At 55.4% G+C, this 17,341-nt stretch carries 18 protein-coding genes; 10 read left to right on the forward strand and 8 right to left on the reverse strand.

The window, feature by feature from the left end:
- Positions 1 to 192: 192 nt before the first annotated feature.
- From mtgA to C1J02_RS01190, 4 genes are all read left to right on the forward strand, one after another.
- On the forward strand, positions 193 to 933 hold the full coding sequence (mtgA, locus tag C1J02_RS01175; protein WP_114876773.1) for a monofunctional biosynthetic peptidoglycan transglycosylase: 741 nt from the start codon (positions 193 to 195) through the stop codon (positions 931 to 933).
- A 58-nt stretch (positions 934 to 991) separates the two neighbouring features.
- Entirely contained in the window at positions 992 to 1,657 is a 666-nt protein-coding gene (locus C1J02_RS01180; RefSeq protein ID WP_114876774.1) for a glutathione S-transferase family protein, read from the forward strand.
- 55 nt (positions 1,658 to 1,712) lie between these two features.
- Positions 1,713 to 2,747, forward strand: a complete 1,035-nt coding sequence (queG, locus tag C1J02_RS01185) for a tRNA epoxyqueuosine(34) reductase QueG (RefSeq protein ID WP_114876775.1) — start codon at positions 1,713 to 1,715, stop codon at positions 2,745 to 2,747.
- 66 nt (positions 2,748 to 2,813) lie between these two features.
- Positions 2,814 to 4,820, forward strand: a complete 2,007-nt coding sequence (locus tag C1J02_RS01190) for a hydantoinase/oxoprolinase N-terminal domain-containing protein (RefSeq protein ID WP_114880297.1) — start codon at positions 2,814 to 2,816, stop codon at positions 4,818 to 4,820.
- Positions 4,821 to 4,844: 24 nt separating this feature from the next.
- Here the strand turns inward: C1J02_RS01190 and msrA are convergent, their stop codons facing one another.
- Entirely contained in the window at positions 4,845 to 5,354 is a 510-nt protein-coding gene (gene msrA, locus C1J02_RS01195; protein WP_114876776.1) for a peptide-methionine (S)-S-oxide reductase MsrA, read from the reverse strand.
- Positions 5,351 to 5,800, reverse strand: a complete 450-nt coding sequence (msrB, locus tag C1J02_RS01200; RefSeq protein ID WP_114876777.1) for a peptide-methionine (R)-S-oxide reductase MsrB — start codon at positions 5,798 to 5,800, stop codon at positions 5,351 to 5,353. Before msrB ends, msrA begins: the two co-directional genes overlap by 4 nt.
- 132 nt (positions 5,801 to 5,932) lie before the next feature.
- On the opposite strand from msrB, the gene C1J02_RS01205 reads away from it, so the two are divergent.
- Complete coding sequence (locus C1J02_RS01205; RefSeq protein ID WP_205389844.1) at positions 5,933 to 6,460, forward strand: glutathione peroxidase; 528 nt, start codon at positions 5,933 to 5,935, stop codon at positions 6,458 to 6,460.
- Between the two features lie 41 nt (positions 6,461 to 6,501).
- Complete coding sequence (locus tag C1J02_RS01210; RefSeq protein ID WP_114876778.1) at positions 6,502 to 7,134, forward strand: class I SAM-dependent methyltransferase; 633 nt, start codon at positions 6,502 to 6,504, stop codon at positions 7,132 to 7,134.
- A gap of 27 nt (positions 7,135 to 7,161) precedes the next feature.
- On the opposite strand, the gene C1J02_RS01215 is transcribed toward C1J02_RS01210, so the two are convergent.
- The 6 genes from C1J02_RS01215 to ade all read right to left on the reverse strand — a co-directional run bounded on the left by C1J02_RS01215 (position 7,162) and on the right by ade (position 14,109).
- Positions 7,162 to 8,169, reverse strand: a complete 1,008-nt coding sequence (locus tag C1J02_RS01215; protein ID WP_114876779.1) for a GlxA family transcriptional regulator — start codon at positions 8,167 to 8,169, stop codon at positions 7,162 to 7,164.
- 71 nt (positions 8,170 to 8,240) lie between these two features.
- Complete coding sequence (locus tag C1J02_RS01220) at positions 8,241 to 9,110, reverse strand: DMT family transporter (RefSeq protein WP_114876780.1); 870 nt, start codon at positions 9,108 to 9,110, stop codon at positions 8,241 to 8,243.
- A 67-nt stretch (positions 9,111 to 9,177) separates the two neighbouring features.
- The gene (locus tag C1J02_RS01225; RefSeq protein ID WP_114876781.1) at positions 9,178 to 10,284 is read right to left on the reverse strand and encodes a histidine kinase dimerization/phosphoacceptor domain -containing protein; all 1,107 of its coding nucleotides are present in this window, start codon (positions 10,282 to 10,284) and stop codon (positions 9,178 to 9,180) included.
- A 142-nt stretch (positions 10,285 to 10,426) separates the two neighbouring features.
- Complete coding sequence (locus C1J02_RS01230) at positions 10,427 to 10,717, reverse strand: HU family DNA-binding protein (protein WP_114876782.1); 291 nt, start codon at positions 10,715 to 10,717, stop codon at positions 10,427 to 10,429.
- Positions 10,718 to 10,846: 129 nt separating this feature from the next.
- Positions 10,847 to 12,310, reverse strand: coding sequence for an AMP nucleosidase (locus C1J02_RS01235; protein ID WP_114876783.1), 1,464 nt, complete (start codon positions 12,308 to 12,310; stop codon positions 10,847 to 10,849).
- Positions 12,310 to 14,109 carry an adenine deaminase gene (gene ade / locus C1J02_RS01240; RefSeq protein ID WP_114876784.1) on the reverse strand — a complete coding sequence of 600 codons (1,800 nt, stop codon included), beginning with the start codon at positions 14,107 to 14,109 and terminating at the stop codon, positions 12,310 to 12,312. The genes C1J02_RS01235 and ade overlap by 1 nt, the downstream gene beginning before the upstream one ends.
- Positions 14,110 to 14,168: 59 nt before the next feature.
- Between ade and C1J02_RS01245 the strand changes: the two genes are divergently transcribed.
- Genes C1J02_RS01245 through C1J02_RS01260 form a run of 4 tightly spaced genes read left to right on the forward strand, consistent with a single transcriptional unit; the run spans position 14,169 to position 17,307 of the window.
- A complete protein-coding gene (locus tag C1J02_RS01245) occupies positions 14,169 to 14,588 on the forward strand; it encodes a glyoxalase/bleomycin resistance/extradiol dioxygenase family protein (protein ID WP_114880299.1) in 420 nt (139 codons plus the stop codon).
- Between the two features lie 19 nt (positions 14,589 to 14,607).
- Entirely contained in the window at positions 14,608 to 15,363 is a 756-nt protein-coding gene (locus C1J02_RS01250; RefSeq protein ID WP_114880300.1) for a class II aldolase and adducin N-terminal domain-containing protein, read from the forward strand.
- Positions 15,353 to 16,339: a sterol desaturase family protein gene (locus C1J02_RS01255; protein ID WP_114876785.1), complete on the forward strand. Its 987-nt coding sequence runs from the start codon at positions 15,353 to 15,355 to the stop codon at positions 16,337 to 16,339. Before C1J02_RS01250 ends, C1J02_RS01255 begins: the two co-directional genes overlap by 11 nt.
- Positions 16,336 to 17,307, forward strand: a complete 972-nt coding sequence (locus C1J02_RS01260) for a sterol desaturase family protein (RefSeq protein WP_114876786.1) — start codon at positions 16,336 to 16,338, stop codon at positions 17,305 to 17,307. The genes C1J02_RS01255 and C1J02_RS01260 overlap by 4 nt, the downstream gene beginning before the upstream one ends.
- The last annotated feature ends 34 nt before the right edge of the window (positions 17,308 to 17,341 follow it).

A 17,341-nucleotide genomic window follows, 5' to 3' on the forward strand; every position in this document is an offset into this window, starting at 1 on the left:
CTGTACCACCCGGATACCTGCTGATGACCCGCAATCCTGCAACCTTTTTGCAGGTGACGAAGTACATCCTTTGGCCAAAGGATCTGCAGTGATTGGGACTTTTTTGGCGCACCATGCAGGATCACGGGCATCTCGCATCAAAACAAGGTTGTTATGATTGAGTTCAATTGCGGTTTCACTTTATAGCTAGGCATGGCTCGGCGCTCCAATACCTCCAATACCTCCAAGACCAAGACCAAGGCGAAAGCACCTGCAAAGCGTTCGATAAAACGACGTGTATGGCGCGTGGTCTTAAGGGCGGTTTCGATGGCATTTCTTGTGGTTGTCTTCCTTGTCGTGCTGACGGTGTTCGTGAACCCGCCAACCAATGCCTACATCTTTTCGGAAAAGCGCCGCTTGGGGACGGTCAAGCATTCCTGGGTCGCGATTGAGGATATTGCCCCGGTGATGGCACGGTCGGTGGTGGCCGCAGAAGACGCCAATTTCTGTGAACACTGGGGGTTTGATCTGGTTGCGATCAAGCTGGCCATTGCCCAGGGATCGTCCCGCGGCGCGTCCACGCTGAGCCAACAGACAGTCAAGAACGTGTTTTTGTGGCACGGTCGGTCATGGGCGCGCAAAGCGATGGAAGCGCTGATAACCCCTTTGGTAGAGGCGATCTGGACCAAACGCCGCATTGTTGAAGTGTATTTGAACGTCGCTGAATTTGACGAGGGTGTGTTTGGTGTAGATGCGGCGGCACGGCATTATTTTGGTGTTGAGCCTGCACAGCTGACGCCGACGCAGGCCGCGCGACTGGCGGCAATCCTGCCTTCTCCCAAAACGCGGTCTGCGTCCAGCCCGTCGACGGCGGTTCGCAAACGGACACGGCAAATCATCAGCGGGGCGGCAACGATTCGCGCGGACGGACGCGCCGATTGTTTCGAGAGTTGAATTGCTTATCGATACCGGGCATTGAAGGGCACCATCCTTTTTGCACCGGAACCTCATTATGGCCCGCTTGTTTCATGTCCCGCTTTCCCCGTTTTGCCGCAAGGTCCGTCTGAGCCTTGCTGAAAAGAAGGTCGAAGTAGAGCTGGTCGAGGAACGATATTGGGAACAGGACCCCGATTTCATGCGCCGCAACCCGGCGGGCAAGGTGCCGGTGCTGCGTCTTGATGGCATCATGATGTCAGAAAGCGCTGCAATCTGCGAATATATCGAAGAAACACGCCCCGAACCTTCACTGTTGCCAAGCGATCCGGTGCAGCGCCTGGAAGTGCGGCGTCTGGTCAGTTGGTTTGACGACAAGTTTCATTCTGAGGTGACATCGAAACTCTTGTATGAGCGGGTCAACAAGAAGATGATGAAGCAAGGGTACCCTGACAGCGCCAATGTCAAAGCGGGTGCCAAGGCGATCAAATATCATCTCGACTATATGGCATGGCTTTTGGATCACCGTCGCTGGTTGGCAGGTGACAAGATGACCCTGGCAGATTTCGCGGCGGCGGCGCATTTGTCATCGCTCGACTATATTTCGGATGTGGATTGGAACCGCAGTGAAGGGGTGAAGGACTGGTATGCCAAGATCAAATCCCGCCCTGCCTTTCGGGCGCTGCTTGCGGATCAGGTGTCGGGATTTCCGCCGCCAAAGCACTATAATGACCTTGATTTCTAGAGGCTGATTTCCGGGGGTTTCCCCCGGACCCCCGAGTATTTTTGGCGAAAAGAATATGGAACGGACCCTGAAAGACAGATTGGTCGAACAGGCGCTGGCCGAAGGGTTTGCCGCGTGCCGGGTGTGCAAACCCTGGGATGTGCCAGATGTACCAGAGCGGTTGGCCGCGTTTGTAGAGGCCGGATACCATGGGCAGATGGGGTGGCTGGAGGAGCGTATGCCGTGGCGTGGCAATCCGGCGGCGCTTTGGCCCGAGGCGCGGTCGGTGATCATGTTGGCGGAATCCTATGCGCCGGTACATGATCCGCTTGAGGTGCTGAAGCATCCCGAGAAGGGGGCGATTTCGGTTTATGCGCAGGGGCGTGACTACCATGACATTGTCAAAAAGCGGTTGAAGCGGTTGGCGCGCTGGCTGATTGCGCAGGAGACCTGCGAGGTAAAGGTGTTTGTGGACACCGCCCCGGTGCCGGAAAAGGCCCTGGCGCAGGCGTCCGGCCTTGGCTGGCAGGGCAAGCATACGAATGTTTTGAGCCGTGATTGGGGCAATTGGGCCTTTTTAGGGTCTGTTTTTACGACATTGGATCTTGAGGCAGACGCGCCAGAAACGGATCATTGCGGGTCTTGTACGGCCTGTCAGGATATCTGTCCTACGAATGCATTTCCGATGCCTTACAAGTTGGATGCGCGGCGTTGTATTTCATATCTGACGATTGAACATTCAGGACCAGTGGAGCTTGATCTGCGTGCCAGGATGGGCAACCGCATATACGGGTGTGACGATTGTCTGGCAGTCTGTCCATGGAACAAATATGCAGTCGCCGCGAGTGACATGCGATATCATGGGCCAGCCGTGAAACCCGCCGATCTGGTTGAGCTTGTGGCGTTGGACGATGCCGCCTTTCGGGCACGGTTTTCGGGGTCGCCGATCAAACGCATTGGTCGGAACCGATTTATCCGCAACGTGCTATACGCAATCGGCAATTCGGGGATGAAAGACCTGCGAGGTGCCGCACGGCCATTGACAGATGATGCAGACGCGGCGGTGTCAGATGCTGCGCGTTGGGCGATTGACCGTCTGTCCAAAGCTTGACGCAAACGGGGTGGACCTGTCGCGGATAATCTCTAAACCATCCATGACATGAGCGAGGAGAAGCCAGTGGCGTTGCTGTTGGGTGTTGATACAGGCGGAACATATACGGATGCGGTCCTGATCCGTGACGATGAGGCGGTGATTGCCTCAGCGAAATCGTTGACCACGCGGCATGATTTGGCGATCGGTGTTGGCGGGGCTGTCCGTGCTGTTCTGGCCGAAGCGGCGATCAGCCCTGAAGAGGTGTCGATGGCATCGCTGTCGACCACACTGGCCACAAACGCGCTGGTCGAGGGGCAGGGTGGGCGTGTCGCCCTGATCTACATCGGATTCAAGGAAAGCGATCTGACAGCGCATGGTTTGGCCGAAGCGTTAAAGGGTGATCCCTATGTGGTTCTGGCGGGCGGGCACAATCACGCGGGCGGCGAGGCCAGGAAGCTGAACGAAGAGGCGTTAATCGCCTTTTTAGAGACTCATAAGGACGATGTCAGTGGCTTTGCTGTCGCCAGTCAATTTGCCACGCGTAACCCGGCGCATGAATTGCGCGCGGCCGCGTTGGTTGCCGAGGTCACTGGCCGGCCCGTATCATCGTCACATCAACTGTCCGCGAAACTGAATGGTCCAAAACGCGCGATGACGGCGGTGCTGAATGCGCGGTTGATTGGTATGATTGATCGTTTGATCGGGCGCGCCGAGGATACGTTGACGGAACTTGGCATTACCGCGCCGCTTATGGTGGTCCGCGGTGATGGTGCGCTGATTTCAAGTGCACAGGCCCGCGAACGCCCGATTGAAACCATTCTGAGTGGCCCGGCCGCGTCGATTGTGGGCGCACGTTGGATGACCGGTGCGGATTATGCGTTGGTCAGTGATATTGGCGGGACAACCACGGATATTGCGCTGTTGAAAGGTGGACGGCCTGCCATTGATCCGGCGGGCGCGCGGGTCGGTGCCTATCGTACAATGGTCGAAGCCGTTGCCATGCGCACTACCGGGTTGGGGGGTGACAGTGAGGTTCATTTCATCTCTGAAGGTCTGTCGGGTGGTGTGACTTTGGGGCCAAAACGGCTGGTGCCGGTGTCCCTGATTGCGATCGATGCCGCTGATGTTGTCCACGCCGCCCTTGATGCGCAACTGCGCAGCGTCACACCGGGTGAATATGATGGGCGGTTTATTCGTGCCGTGCCGGGGCAGACCCATGAGGGGATTGGCCCGAGGGAAGCAGCACTGCTGGAGCGGATCGGTGATGGGGTGCATCCATTGGGTGATATCCTGCGCGCGCGGATTGAGCAGGGTGCGCTCAAGCGGTTGGTAGAGCGCGGTCTGGTGCAGATTTCGGGGGTGACGCCGTCGGATGCGAGCCATGCACTGGGGCGCGTGCTTCATTGGGATGCCGGGGCGGCGCGCAAGGCGTTGCTTTTGTTTGGGCGCAGGCGCACGGGATCAGGCAATATGCTGTCGACCAGTGCTGAGGCTGTGGCAGAGATGATCGTTGATCGGCTGACGCGTCAGACGGCATTGGCCTTGTTAGAGACTGCTTTTGCCGAAGAGAACCCCAGTTTTGATCTGGCACCAGAGGTGTTGGCAAGCCATGTCCTGATGCAACGCGGCATGACCGGGCACGTCGGGCTGGTCAAGTTAGAGACTGGTTTGAACGTGCCGGTGATCGGTTTGGGTGCTTCTGCCTCAAGCTATTATCCCGCAGTTGGCCAATTGGTTGGATCAAAGATGATCTTGCCGGAACACGCTGGGGTGGCCAATGCAATTGGTGCGGTTGTCGGGCGCGTTACAATGCGACAAAGCGGGACGGTAACGTCACCAAGCGAGGGAAAATTTCGGGTTCATCTGATGGATGGGCCACAGGACTTTGGCGACCAGGATAGTGCGATGGCCATGTTAGAGACTGTTTTGCGCGACAAAGCAGAGGCAGATGCCCGTGCGGCAGGTGCCGCTGATATTCAGGTGAGTGTCAAACGCGACATTCGCAAAGCAGGTGTTGAATCGCGGGACGTCTTTATTGAAGCGACCATCACCGTTGAGGCCGCAGGCAGGCCGCGCGTGGCCGAAGGGTAAGGCATTGCCCCCCGGCCCACACATTTATTCAGCTGCGGCGCGTTTGGGCAGAACCCAATTGGCACGGGGGAAGTGGCAAGTATAGCCGTTTGGCACCCGTTCGAGGTAATCCTGATGCTCTGGTTCGGCTTCCCAGAAATCGCTGACCGGTTCGACCTCGGTTACGACTTTGCCGGGCCAAATGCCTGATGCCTCGACATCCGCGATTGTATCAAGTGCGACGGCTTTTTGATCTTCATCGACATAGTAAATGGCGGAGCGATAGCTCATGCCGCGGTCGTTTCCCTGACGGTTTTCCGTTGTTGGGTCATGGATCTGGAAAAAGAATTCCAATTGTTCGCGGTACGATGTTTTGGTGGGGTCAAAGATCACTTCGATCCCTTCGGCATGAGTGCCGTGGTTTCGATAGGTCGCGTTTGGCACGTCGCCGCCGGTATATCCCACGCGGGTTGAAATCACGCCCGGGCGTTTGCGGATCAAATCCTGCATTCCCCAGAAACATCCGCCGGCCAATACTGCGCGTTCGGTTGTCATGCTACGTCCTCCACTTGGTTCAGGTAATCGCCGTATCCTTCGGCATCCATGTCGTCACGGTGCACAAACCGCAATGATGCGGAATTGATGCAATAGCGCAGGCCGCCACGGTCGGCCGGTCCATCGGGAAACACATGGCCAAGGTGGCTATCGCCATGGGTGCTGCGAACTTCGGTGCGGATCATTCCAAGCGACGCGTCACGCAGTTCACTGACATGGGCGGGTTCAATCGGTTTGGTGAAACTGGGCCATCCGCATCCGGATTCGTATTTGTCTGTAGATGCAAACAAAGGTTCACCTGATACGATATCGACGTATATGCCGGGTTCCTTATTTCTCAGCAGCTTGCCAGTTCCGGGGCGTTCTGTGCCGCTTTCCTGAGTCACATAGAATTCTTCGGGCGATAGGGCGGCGACGGCATCGGGGTTTTTCTCATAGCGGGGCATGGCGTTCCTTTCGCAAACTGTTGCTTGGCATTAGATGGGGCGTGGCATGGAAATTCAAAGGGTTTGTCATATCTATGCAACTCTATGTGATGTGAATTCGTATGTTTACCACAAAGCACATATATACGAGGAATGGCGATGCGTTGGATTTTAGTCGTGGTGATGTCTTTGCTGGGGGCGACATCAGGTATTGCCGCGCCACGCGATGTGACATTTTCTAACATCGATGGGGGCACTTTGAACCTTGCCGATTGGGCAGGTCGTCCGGTGCTGGTGGTGAATACAGCGTCCCAATGTGGTTTCACCTATCAATACGCCGGGCTGCAGGCGCTTTATGACCAATATGAGGCACGTGGTCTGGTGGTGCTGGCTGTGCCATCGGATGATTTCAATCAGGAACTGGCCAGCGCAGAAAAGGTCAAGGAATTCTGTGAGATCAGTTTCGGCCTCAACCTGCCGATGACCGACATCACCCATGTCCGTGGTGCGCAAGCGCATCCCTTTTACAAAGCACTCGCAGCTGAGGTGGGGTTCGTGCCGAAATGGAACTTTAACAAAGTGCTGATTGGGCCAGATGGGGATGTGATGGGGACCTGGGGTTCATCGACCAAGCCGCAATCGTCTGCGATTGTGAATGCGATCAAACCGTTGCTGAATTGAACGGCCGTGCTTAGGCTTCCGATTGGAAAAGGGAGCCTTTGATGCCTGAAAAAAATCCGGATCTTGATGCCGCCTATGCAATAGAGACGCCCGAGGATAACCGTCGTCTCTATGCGGATTGGGCAAAGACCTACGATGACAGCTTTGCAACGGATATGGATTATCAACTGCCGCGCATGGTTGGGTTGATCTTTTGCGAAGCATTCAGAGGGTCCGGGCCTGTGCTGGATGTTGGCGCGGGCACCGGGTTGTTGGCGCAAAGTATTCCGATCAGGGCGATGTTGGAAATGGATGCACTGGATATGTCGCCAGAAATGCTGGGCATCGCGCGGCAAAAGGGCCTGTATCGCAAGACCATCGAAGCAGATTTGACCCAACCGCTGGATATTGCTGATAATGTCTATGGCGCGATCGTAAGTTCAGGCACTTTTACCCACGGGCATGTGGGACCGGATTCCTTGGATGAGCTTTTGCGCATCGCCCGACGCGGTGCTATTTTTGTATTGGCTGTGAACGCGGAACACTTTGTGGCGCGTGGCTTTGCCGAGAAATTCGCCTTGTTAGAGCCGCATATCGAAGGTTTGCAGCGCCATGATGTCAACATCTATGGTGCCGACGCGGACGCAACGCATAAGGATGACCTTGCTTCGATTGCTGTTTTCAGAAAGAGGTGAAAGTGCTCAAAAAGCCCTTGTTTGACACTACTTTTTGCTGACGTCGGACCAAAGAACCTTGCCGTCCGATGCTTCCATGCCGGGCGGGATACCAAAAGAAGCGCGATAGCTTTTGGAGAAATGCGAGAGCGACTTGAAGCCACATGCCACACATACATCCGTTACGGAAAGATCAGTTTGGCGCAGCAGATTGCGCGCCTTTTCAAGCCTCAGATGCAGGTAATATCGCTTGGGTGAGGTTTGGATGTATTTTGCAAAAAGCCGCTCAAGCTGCCTTGTGGAGAGGGAGACGATGCTGGCAATTTCATCGGGGATCAGCGGATCTTCCAGATTGTTTTCCATGATCTGCATGGCCAGTAGCAGTTTTGCGTTTCGTACTTCGGGACGGGATTGAAGTGACATGCGTTGGCCGTGGCTGTGTGCGCGTGGCACGGTATAGACCATCTGATCGGCGACCCAGGTTGCGATTTTGACGCCATAGTCTGCATGGACGCGGTGCAACATCATATCCATTGAAGCTGCCCCGCCAGCAGAGGTGAATACGCGGCCATCAACAGAATATATCGTGTCTTCCATAATCACATCCGGCAACATTTCGGCCAATGCTGTCTTGTATTCCCAATGGGTCGTCACCCGTTTGCCCCCGATCAACCCGGCAAGGGCAAGGGTATAGGTGCCCGAGGACAACGCGCCGAAATCCATTCCCTTCCGGGTTTCGCGGCGCAGCCAGTTTAAAAGCACCTTGGTGCTGCCATGGCCGGCATTTTCACCTGCGCATACGATCAGGGTCTCTTCACGGGCAAGTTCAGTCAGCGCTGAATCGACATTGACCGTAACGCCATTATAGGCGGCAACAGGCGCACCGGTTTCCGAGATAAGCCGCCATTTGTAATATTTACGCCCGGACGGGTGATGATTGGCCAAAGACAGCGCATCCAGCGCACAGGAGAAACCCAACGTAGAAAAACCCGGCAAGAGCAAAAACGCATACGCTTTGGGGGGTGGATGCTCTGATTGCTGGGAAGAGTGGTTCATACCGGCATTTTACATCAGAATTTGAGGACTGGGGAATTGCATTGCGCGGCAGGTGATGTCGTGTTTGGCCTTTAGGTCTTGTTTTGGCGGGAAATCTGGACGGCCAGAATGCCAAGGCTGATGATCGTAACGCCCAATATGTCCGATGTCCCCAGTGCTTCGTTCAGCATCAGCGCGGCGATGGCGACGCCAAAGAATGGATTGAGAAAATGGAATGTCGCGGCGCGCGTGGCCCCAATGCGATTGACCAACCAAAACCACGCCACAGTGGCCGCAAGGCCCGGAACAAGACAGGTGTAGGTGAAGGCCGCTGCCAGACGCAGGGTCGGATCAATCCGAGGTGTTTCGAACAGGAATGTGGCCAGACTTAGAGCCACGCAACCGACCAGCATTTGCAGGCCGACAATCATCATGAAATTCCCACCCGATGTTGCCCCACGCACCAGCAATGTTGCGATCGTCAGTGCGATAACCCCGATTGCGCATAACATCACCCCGATCAGGTCAACATCGCCATCAAGCCGGGCACCCATGATAATCGCAACGCCCACAACGCCAGCGGCCAAACCAGCGACCCCCAGCGGCCGCAGTCGTTCCCCCAGAAACACCCATGCGGCCAGTCCAACCAACAGTGGCATCGTTGATGCGATGATGGCAGCCAGCGACGCCTGAACTGTCTGCATCGCAACAAAATTCAAACCCAGATAGATGGCGTTTTGCAAGATGCCGAAAATAATTGTGGCGCGCCATTGGGCTTTGCTCAGCTTCCAGTTTTGGCCCAGCATGAGGGCGATTCCAACGCCCAGCAGGCCAGAGATCAGATAGCGCAGGGACAGCGCAAGAAGGGGTGACGCGTCTGCAACGATGATCCGCGCAGAGGTGAACGCGGACGACCACATGAGGGCAAATGCAAGCCCGACCAATATTGCGCGCACGTCCATAAAATTGCCTCGGATCCGATGTCTGGCGCACCTTTTCTGAATTCCACGGTGAGAACAAGCATGGTGGTCAAATGTGAGTGGGGATTGCGAAGTCCACGGTCAGCTGGCTGCCGTCTTGGGTAAGGTCGTTTTTGGTGGTGCCGCCCAGGCCCGAGGCCGCTGCGGTCATCAATTTCATGCCGATGCCTTGGGGTCGGGTTGGTGTTTCATCGGCAAGTGACGATGATCCAATCCCGTCGTCCCGGCATTCCAAGCGGAAATTAGCATCGACCAGATCGCGAAGTGCGATGGTGATCTTGCCCGCTCTTTCATTTGGAAAGCCGTGTTTGATCGAATTGGCGACAAATTCGCTGACGATTATTGCCAGATTGGTGGCGTGTTCTGAAGATACGATAACCGGGTCGATGTTGGACGTAATCGCGATGTTTTCGGGGGCACCATCCTGCAAAAGCTCAATAACGCGTTGCATGTAGAGGCGCGTATCGACCAGGTTTGGCTTTTCTGCGGTTTGCAGTTCTGAATGCAGTGTCGCCACGGCATCTATGCGGCGCTGCAGGGCTGAAAGCGCATCTTTTGCGTTCTCGTCGTCAACCGTCCGGCTGTAGATGCGCACGACCGAGGCGATGGATTGCAGTGAGTTTTTGACGCGGTGGTCCATTTCGGCCTGCAGGATCTTCTGATTGTGCAATGCAAGCCGCAGCTCAAGCATTTTCATCACTTGTTTTGACAGAACACGCAGCGCGTTGCGTTGCAGTTCCGTCAGATGCCGCGGTTTGGTGTCGATGACGCACAGGGTGCCGATCGGCATTCCGTTTGGTGCGACGAGTTTTGCACCTCCATAGAACCGAATGGCAGCTTCGTCATGGGCCAGTGGATTGTCTGCAGTCCGCTGATCCGCCAACAGATCGGGGATCTCTACGAAATCATCTTCCAAGATCACATGAGAGCAGATTGAGCTTTCCAAAGGAGTTTCAGTCTCGCTCACGCCAACCTTGGCTTTGAACCATTGGCGCGTGTCGGCAACGAGGCTGATGAGGGAAATTGGGGTTTCGCAGATTTGGGACGCCAGTTCGACGATATCGTCAAAGTCTGCTTCTTGAGGGGTATCAAGGATGCCGTATTGACCTAGCGTTTCAAGCCGCTGTTCCTGTTGGGGGTGAATGGGGGCGAACATAAAAACCCTAAAATGGATACCTTCAGCGGCGGATGCCGTTAGATCATATATATGTCATCTGACATATTGCAATTGCAATTATGCGAACGAAAATGGGCCGCCAGAGGCGACCCATTCCCACGTCTGATACTGTTGTTCAGACTTAGCCGTTCACGCTGTCTTTCAGCGCTTTTGCTATGGTCATTTTCACGACCTTGTCCGCGTCTTTCTTGAACTGTTCGCCAGTCGCAGGGTTGCGAACCATGCGTTCCGGGCGTTCGCGGCAATAGATTTTGCCAACGCCGGGCAGGGTGACTGCGCCGCCACCTGACACTTCGCGTGTGATCAGGTTACATACCGCTTCGAGTGCCGCGCCTGCTGATTTCTTGTCTGCGCCCATGTCGTCTGCCAGTGCGGCGACGAGCTGAGTCTTTGTCATTGGTTTGGTTGCCATCTTTTATTCTCCTTAGACCGCCCGAATATAGGGCCTCATGCGCAGAATGTAACGGTATGTTGTAGGATAACACAACGAATAGTGGCCCGGAAAATGCGGAAATATGCGTTTTTCTGCGGTTTTTCGCCTTCAGAGAAAGGCCGTTTCGTCAAATGAGCGCAATTTCCGGCTGTGAATGCGTTCAAGCGGGGTGCCGCGGACCAATTCCATTGCGCGGATACCGATCATCAAATGGCGCGAAACCTGCGTTTTATAGAAGTCAGACGCCATTCCCGGCAGCTTTAATTCACCGTGAAGAGGCTTGTCCGAGACGCAAAGAAGCGTACCATAGGGCACCCTGAAACGATAACCATTGGCGGCAATCGTGGCACTTTCCATGTCCAGCGCGATGGAGCGCGACTGGCTTAGTCGTTGGACCGGACCGGATTGATCCCGCAGTTCCCAGTTGCGGTTGTCGATGGTTGCCACCGTGCCGGTGCGCATGATGCGCTTCAATTCGTAACCTTCGAGCTGGGTGACTTGAGCAACGGCCTTTTCCAAGGCGATTTGAATTTCCGCAAGTGCCGGGATTGGTACCCAAACCGGCAGATCGTCGTCCAATACGTGATCTTCCCGTAGGTAGGCGTGGGCCAGCACAAAATCACCCAGCGCCTGGGTGTTGCGCAGACCGGCACAGTGCCCCACCATCAGCCAGGCATGGGGGCGCAGGACGGCGATGTGATCGGTTGCTGTTTTGGCGTTGCTGGGACCGACGCCGATGTTCACCAGAGTGATGCCAGACCCATCGGCGCGTTTCAGGTGGTAGGTTGGCATTTGCGGTGTCTTGGGCGTGTCCGGGATCAGTGTATCCCCATCAGTGATCTCAACATTGCCGGTCGAGACAAACGAGGTGTAGCCGCTTTCAGGGTCATTCAACTGGGTGCGGGCAAAGTCTTCAAATTCTGTCACATAGAACTGGTAGTTGGTGAAAAGCACGTGACACTGAAAATGTTCAGGATCGGTTGCCGTGTAATGCGCCAAACGGGCCAGCGAATAATCGACCCGCTGGGCGGTAAAGGGGGCAAGGGGGCGTTCATCGTTAACGGGTGAAAACGTGCCGTTTACAATGTCATCATTTGTGGTGCTGAGGTCTGGCACATCAAAAATATCGCGCAGGGTGAAATCGGCAGCCCCGTCTTGTGGGATATTGATCGCGCTTTCGCCCGTCACAGCGAAATGCACTGGAATGGGTGTATCCGACGCGCAGATGATCACGGGTTGGTCGTGATTTTCAATCAGCAGGCCAATCTGTTGGATAAGGTAATTGCGAAACAGGTCAGGCCGCGTGATGGTCGCGGAAAAAGTTCCGGGCGATGACACATGGCCAAAGGACAAACGGCTGTCGACATGGGCATAGCTGGATGTGCGAAACCTAACCTCTGGATAGTATGCGCGGATGCGGACACCTGATGGGGTGCTCTCCATGGCGGCCGAGAACTGATCGCGCAGGAATGTCGTTGCCTGGACGTAAAGCTCGGTCAGACGGTCGACAGCGGCCGTGGCGTCGTGAAATTTCTCGGATGGGGTGGCATTGGGTGTCAGTATTTTTGTCATTAAAGCGGCTCTAATAAGGGGACAAATTCAAACTTTCGCACATCTACGAGGCCAAGATCGGATATCCGCAATTCCGGGATCACGACCAGCGCCAAGAGGGAGTGTTGCATGTAGGCGTTGTTTAACGTGCAGCCGCAGTCGCGCATCGCCTGCATCATCTGCTCGGCCTTGGCTGCGACTTCGGTGGCGGGGCTGTCAGACATGAGACCGGCAATTGGCAATGCAACCAGGGCCAATTCCTGACCATTGCGGAAGATGGTGATGCCACCCCCCACCTCGCGCAGGCGGTTCGCGGCCAATGCCATCTGGTCCGCACCGGTGCCAACGACGATCATGTGGTGGCTGTCATGTGCAACGGTCGATGCCATTGCCATCGACCCCTCATATCCAAAACCTGAAACAAATGCGTTGACCACAGTACCGGTCGCGCGATGGCGTTCAACCAGCGCAATCTGGCAGACTTCGCCGGTGCCCTGCACCCGCCCTTCGGTGACGGGCAATTCGAATTGCAGCGCCTTGGTCGGGGCCTGATTTTCGACGACGCCGATCACGTTTGCCGTGACGGCGTTTGCCCCTTGGGGTGCGGCGATATGAAAATCGGCGGCTGTCAGGATCTTGCCCATGTTCACCGTCTGGCGCGCGGTATCGGGCCAGTTGTAGTGCGGACAATCAACAAGGCATTCGCCATCCTGCGCAACGACCTGCCCGCGGGCGATAACAGTCTCTATCTTGAGTGTTTTCAGGTCTGGCGTCAGGATGATATCCGCCCGTCTGCCCGGTGTGATGGACCCGATTTCACGTTCAAGCCCAAAGTGAGTTGCTGTGTTGATCGTCGCCATTTGCAGGGCGATCAATGGATCACACCCGCACTCAATTGCGTGCCGTACGACACGGTTCATGTGGCCTTCATTGACAAGGGTACCGGAATGGCAATCGTCCGTGCACAGGATCATGTTGCGCGGATCGAGCCCCTTTTCCGTAATCGCGGTTATCTGAGTCTTGACGTCATACCAGGCAGAGCCGAGACGGATCATGGATCGCATCCCCTGACGCATTCGGGCGATAGCGTCTGCTTCGCAGGTTCCTTCGTGGTCGTCCGCAGGGCCGCCAGCCACATACGCGGCAAAAGGGGGGCCGAGGTCGGGTGACGCATAATGCCCACCAACGGTTTTGCCTGCTTTCTGGGTTGCTGCGATTTCGGCCAGCATTTGCGGGGCTGCGTTGCTGACACCCGGAAAGTTCATCATTTCGCCCAGACCGATGATGCCGGGCCATTGCATCGCCTCAGCCACGTCTGCGGCGGATATTTCGAAGCCCGTCGTTTCCATTCCGGGGGCAGAGGGCGCACAGGAGGGCATCTGGGTAAAGATGTTGACCGGCTGCATCAGCGCCTCGTCATGCATCATCCTGACGCCCTTGAGGCCCAGCACATTGGCGATCTCATGTGGATCGGTGAACATTGATGTGGTGCCATGCGGGATCACCGCGCGGGCAAATTCTGCCGGGGTCAGCATGCCGGATTCGATGTGCATATGCCCATCACACAAGCCGGGAATCATATAGCGGCCATTGGCCTTGATGATCGTGGTGTCGTCGCCGCGACAATGGCCGGCATCCGGACCGACAAAAGCGATCCGCCCGGCAGCGATGGCAATGTCGTGATCAGGCAGCGCTTCGCGGGTGTGCACGTTGACCCAAATGCCACCGGTAATGATGGTGTCTGCTGGTGTACGCCCCGCAGCCACGTTCACAAGCTGGGCGGCGACATCGGGCCATGAGGGAAAATTATCTTGCGTCATGTCCAAAGGTGCCACAGGGTTTAGGCATGTTCAAGCTGATGCGACGCAAAGGAACGCCGATGAATTTTGAGACGGTCGCCGCCGAAGATTTTGGGGCCAGCCTGCGTGGCATTGGATTGAATTTGCTTGTCCGGGACGTGAAGCGCGAAGTCGCCTTTTTAGAGACTGTTTTTGGGATGAAAGGGCACCGTGTAAGTTCTGATTTCGCGATCATGACCTATGGGGATCAGATTTTTCAACTGCACAGTGATGGGACCTATCATTCTAACCCTTTGCTTGGCCTCTTACCGGAAAGCCCGCCTCGGGGCACTGGGGTCGAAATAAGGCTCTATGAAAGCGATCCAGAGGCAGTTTGCGCGAAAGCGGAGGCCGCTGGAGGGATGATTTTACAAGGACCAACTGACAAGCCACATGGGCTGAGAGAAGCCTATGTGTTGTGCGAAAATGGCTATGCCTGGGTGGCAAGCAGGCCGATTTGATTTTGAAGGGGGCAGTGCAATGAGCGTAACACAGATCAGGTCCAACATGGACCATTGGCAGGAGCGTGTTGATCTTGCCGCGGCGTTTCGGTGGACCGCGCGGTTGAACATGCATGAAGGGGTCGCAAACCACTTTTCTCTGGCGGTCAACGATGCGGGCACGCAGTTCTTGATGAATCCCAATCAGGTACATTTCAGCCGTATCAAAGCCAGCGATTTGCTGATGATTGATGCCGAAGATTCAGAGACGCTTTCAGGCCCTAATGCGCCAGATCCGACGGCCTGGGGGTTGCACGGTGGGGTCCATCGGGCCTGCGAGCATGCACGCTGTGTCATGCATGTCCATTCCATCCACGCGACAGTTCTGGCGTGTCTGCAGGACAGCCGCCTTCCGCCCATAGATCAGAATTGTTGTACCTTTTACAATCGTGTGGTGATTGATGAGGATTACGGCGGGCTGGCGTTTGAGGATGAAGGCGCGCGCTGTGCCAAACTTCTCAAGGACCCCAAACAGAAAGTGATGGTCATGGGCAGCCATGGCGTTTTGGTGATCGGCGATACGGTCGCGGATACCTTTAACAGGCTCTATTATTTCGAACGTGCCGCAGAAACGTATATTCGGGCGCTGCAGACGGGTCAGCCCCTGCGCCGTATTCCTGATGACATTGCCGAAAAAACGGCGCGTGAATTGGAAGAATATGCTGATCAGGACACAAGACATCTGGCGGAGCTGAAGGCGATATTGGACAGCGAAGGGTCCGATTATGCAAGATGAAGCGCCAAAAAACGCGGTATGGAACTACCATCCGCCTTTGCCGCTGGAGGATCCATCGATCTTTGCCAAAGGTACGGGTATCGCGCATATTGCAGGCTGGTTTCGTCGAAATTGGCTGACGTTGAGCGAACGGATGCTTTTGCTGCTTTTGGCAATCGGTGGCTATTATTGGCTTTATCCACCGCTAGATGTGGCGCGCAGCTTTGGACTTGTTTGGATATTTCAAACCTATGTCGTGAATTTGGCATTGGTCGGGGGTATCGCGGGCGCGCTGCACTGGTATTTCTACATGTATCGGGGGCAGGCCAAGACGCTGAAGTTTGATGGCCGCGATCAAGCCAAGAACAACCGTGCTTTCAAATTCGCTGATCAGGTCAAGGACAACATGTTCTGGACGCTGACCAGCGGTGTGGCGCAGTTGACCGGGTTTCAGGTTGTCACGATGTGGTTGATGGCCAATGGATATGCGCCGGTCATCACCCTGGCGGAAAATCCGGTTTGGTTTGTGGTGTGGATCGTTCTGCTGCCCGTGTGGTCAGCGTTCCATTTCTATTGGGTGCATCGTTTGCTGCATGTGCCATTTTTCTACACGCGCTATCATTCGCTGCATCACCGCAATATCAACATCGGGCCGTGGTCGGGTCTTTCCATGCACCCGGTTGAGCATTTTATCTATCTGACCTCGTTGTGCGTTCACTGGATTGTCGCGTCGCATCCGGTGCATTTGATTTTTCACGTGTTGTATCAGGGGCCGGGGGCAGCGATGTCGCATACTGGATACGAGGATCTGTTGATCCGGGACAAGCGCAGCCTCGCGCTGGGCACGTTCTATCACACGCTGCATCACCGGTATTATGAATGTAATTATGGCAATCAGGAAATGCCCTGGGATCGATGGTTTGGCACCTTTCATGACGGAACCGAAGCCGCAACGACGGACACCCGCGCGCGCAAGAAACGGATGTACGCAAAATGACGGACACGCGGCAGGAATGGAATCATGTGCCTGAGGTACCGATCGCGGTTTCGCCGCTGTGGCAATGGCCGCCGAAACCTCTGGCGACGCTCAAATGGTATGCGGACGGCTGGTTTTTCCTCACCATCAATATGGCGATCCTTGGATTGGCGTGGGTGAGTTATCTTTGGTTCAGTCCAGACCTGAACCAGACCCTAATATTGGGCATTTCGTGGATTGCGCTGATATTTCTCCGCAACTTTTTCTTGTTGCTGGTGGTCGCTGGCGGTCTGCATCTGTGGTTCCATACCTATGCAGTGCAAGGCACGGACAAAAAATATGATCCACGCCCATTTCCGCGCAAGGGGCGGGTCTTCAGCTTTGATGCGCAGATCAAAGACAACATGTTCTGGTCGCTCGCCTCTGGTGTGACAATCTGGTCAGGATTTGAGGTGTTGCTTTGGTGGGCGCTGGCAAATGGCTATGCGCCGCTTACGTCGTTCAGCGAGACGCCCATTTGGTTCATCGCGTTCTTCTTTCTCATTCCGGTGTGGGAGAGTTTTTACTTTTACTGGATCCACCGCCTGCTGCATTCCAATCTGCTCTATCGGTTTCACGCTTTGCACCACCGCAATACCGATGTTGGGCCCTGGTCCGGGCTGTCGATGCATCCGATTGAGCATGTCATGTATTTTGGCACTGTGATCATCCACTTTGTTTTGCCGACGCATCCGGTACATCTGATCTTTCATCTGATGTTCTACGCGTTGCTGGCCGTCACCACGCACACTGGTTTCGAAGGTTTGTGGTTTCGCAATGCAAAGCGGGTGCATCTGGGCATGTTTCACCACCAGATACATCACAGGTATTTCGAAGTGAATTATGGCAATCTGGATGTGCCCTGGGACAAGCTGTTTGGGTCGTTCCACGACGGGACCCCAGAGGGCAAGGCGCGGATGCGCGCGCGGCTGCAGGCACGAAAGCGCTGAATTGTTGAGCGGTTGCTAACCTTTGGCTGCTTTG

Source organism: Sulfitobacter sp. SK011 (genome assembly GCF_003352065.1).
Lineage (GTDB): Bacteria > Pseudomonadota > Alphaproteobacteria > Rhodobacterales > Rhodobacteraceae > Sulfitobacter.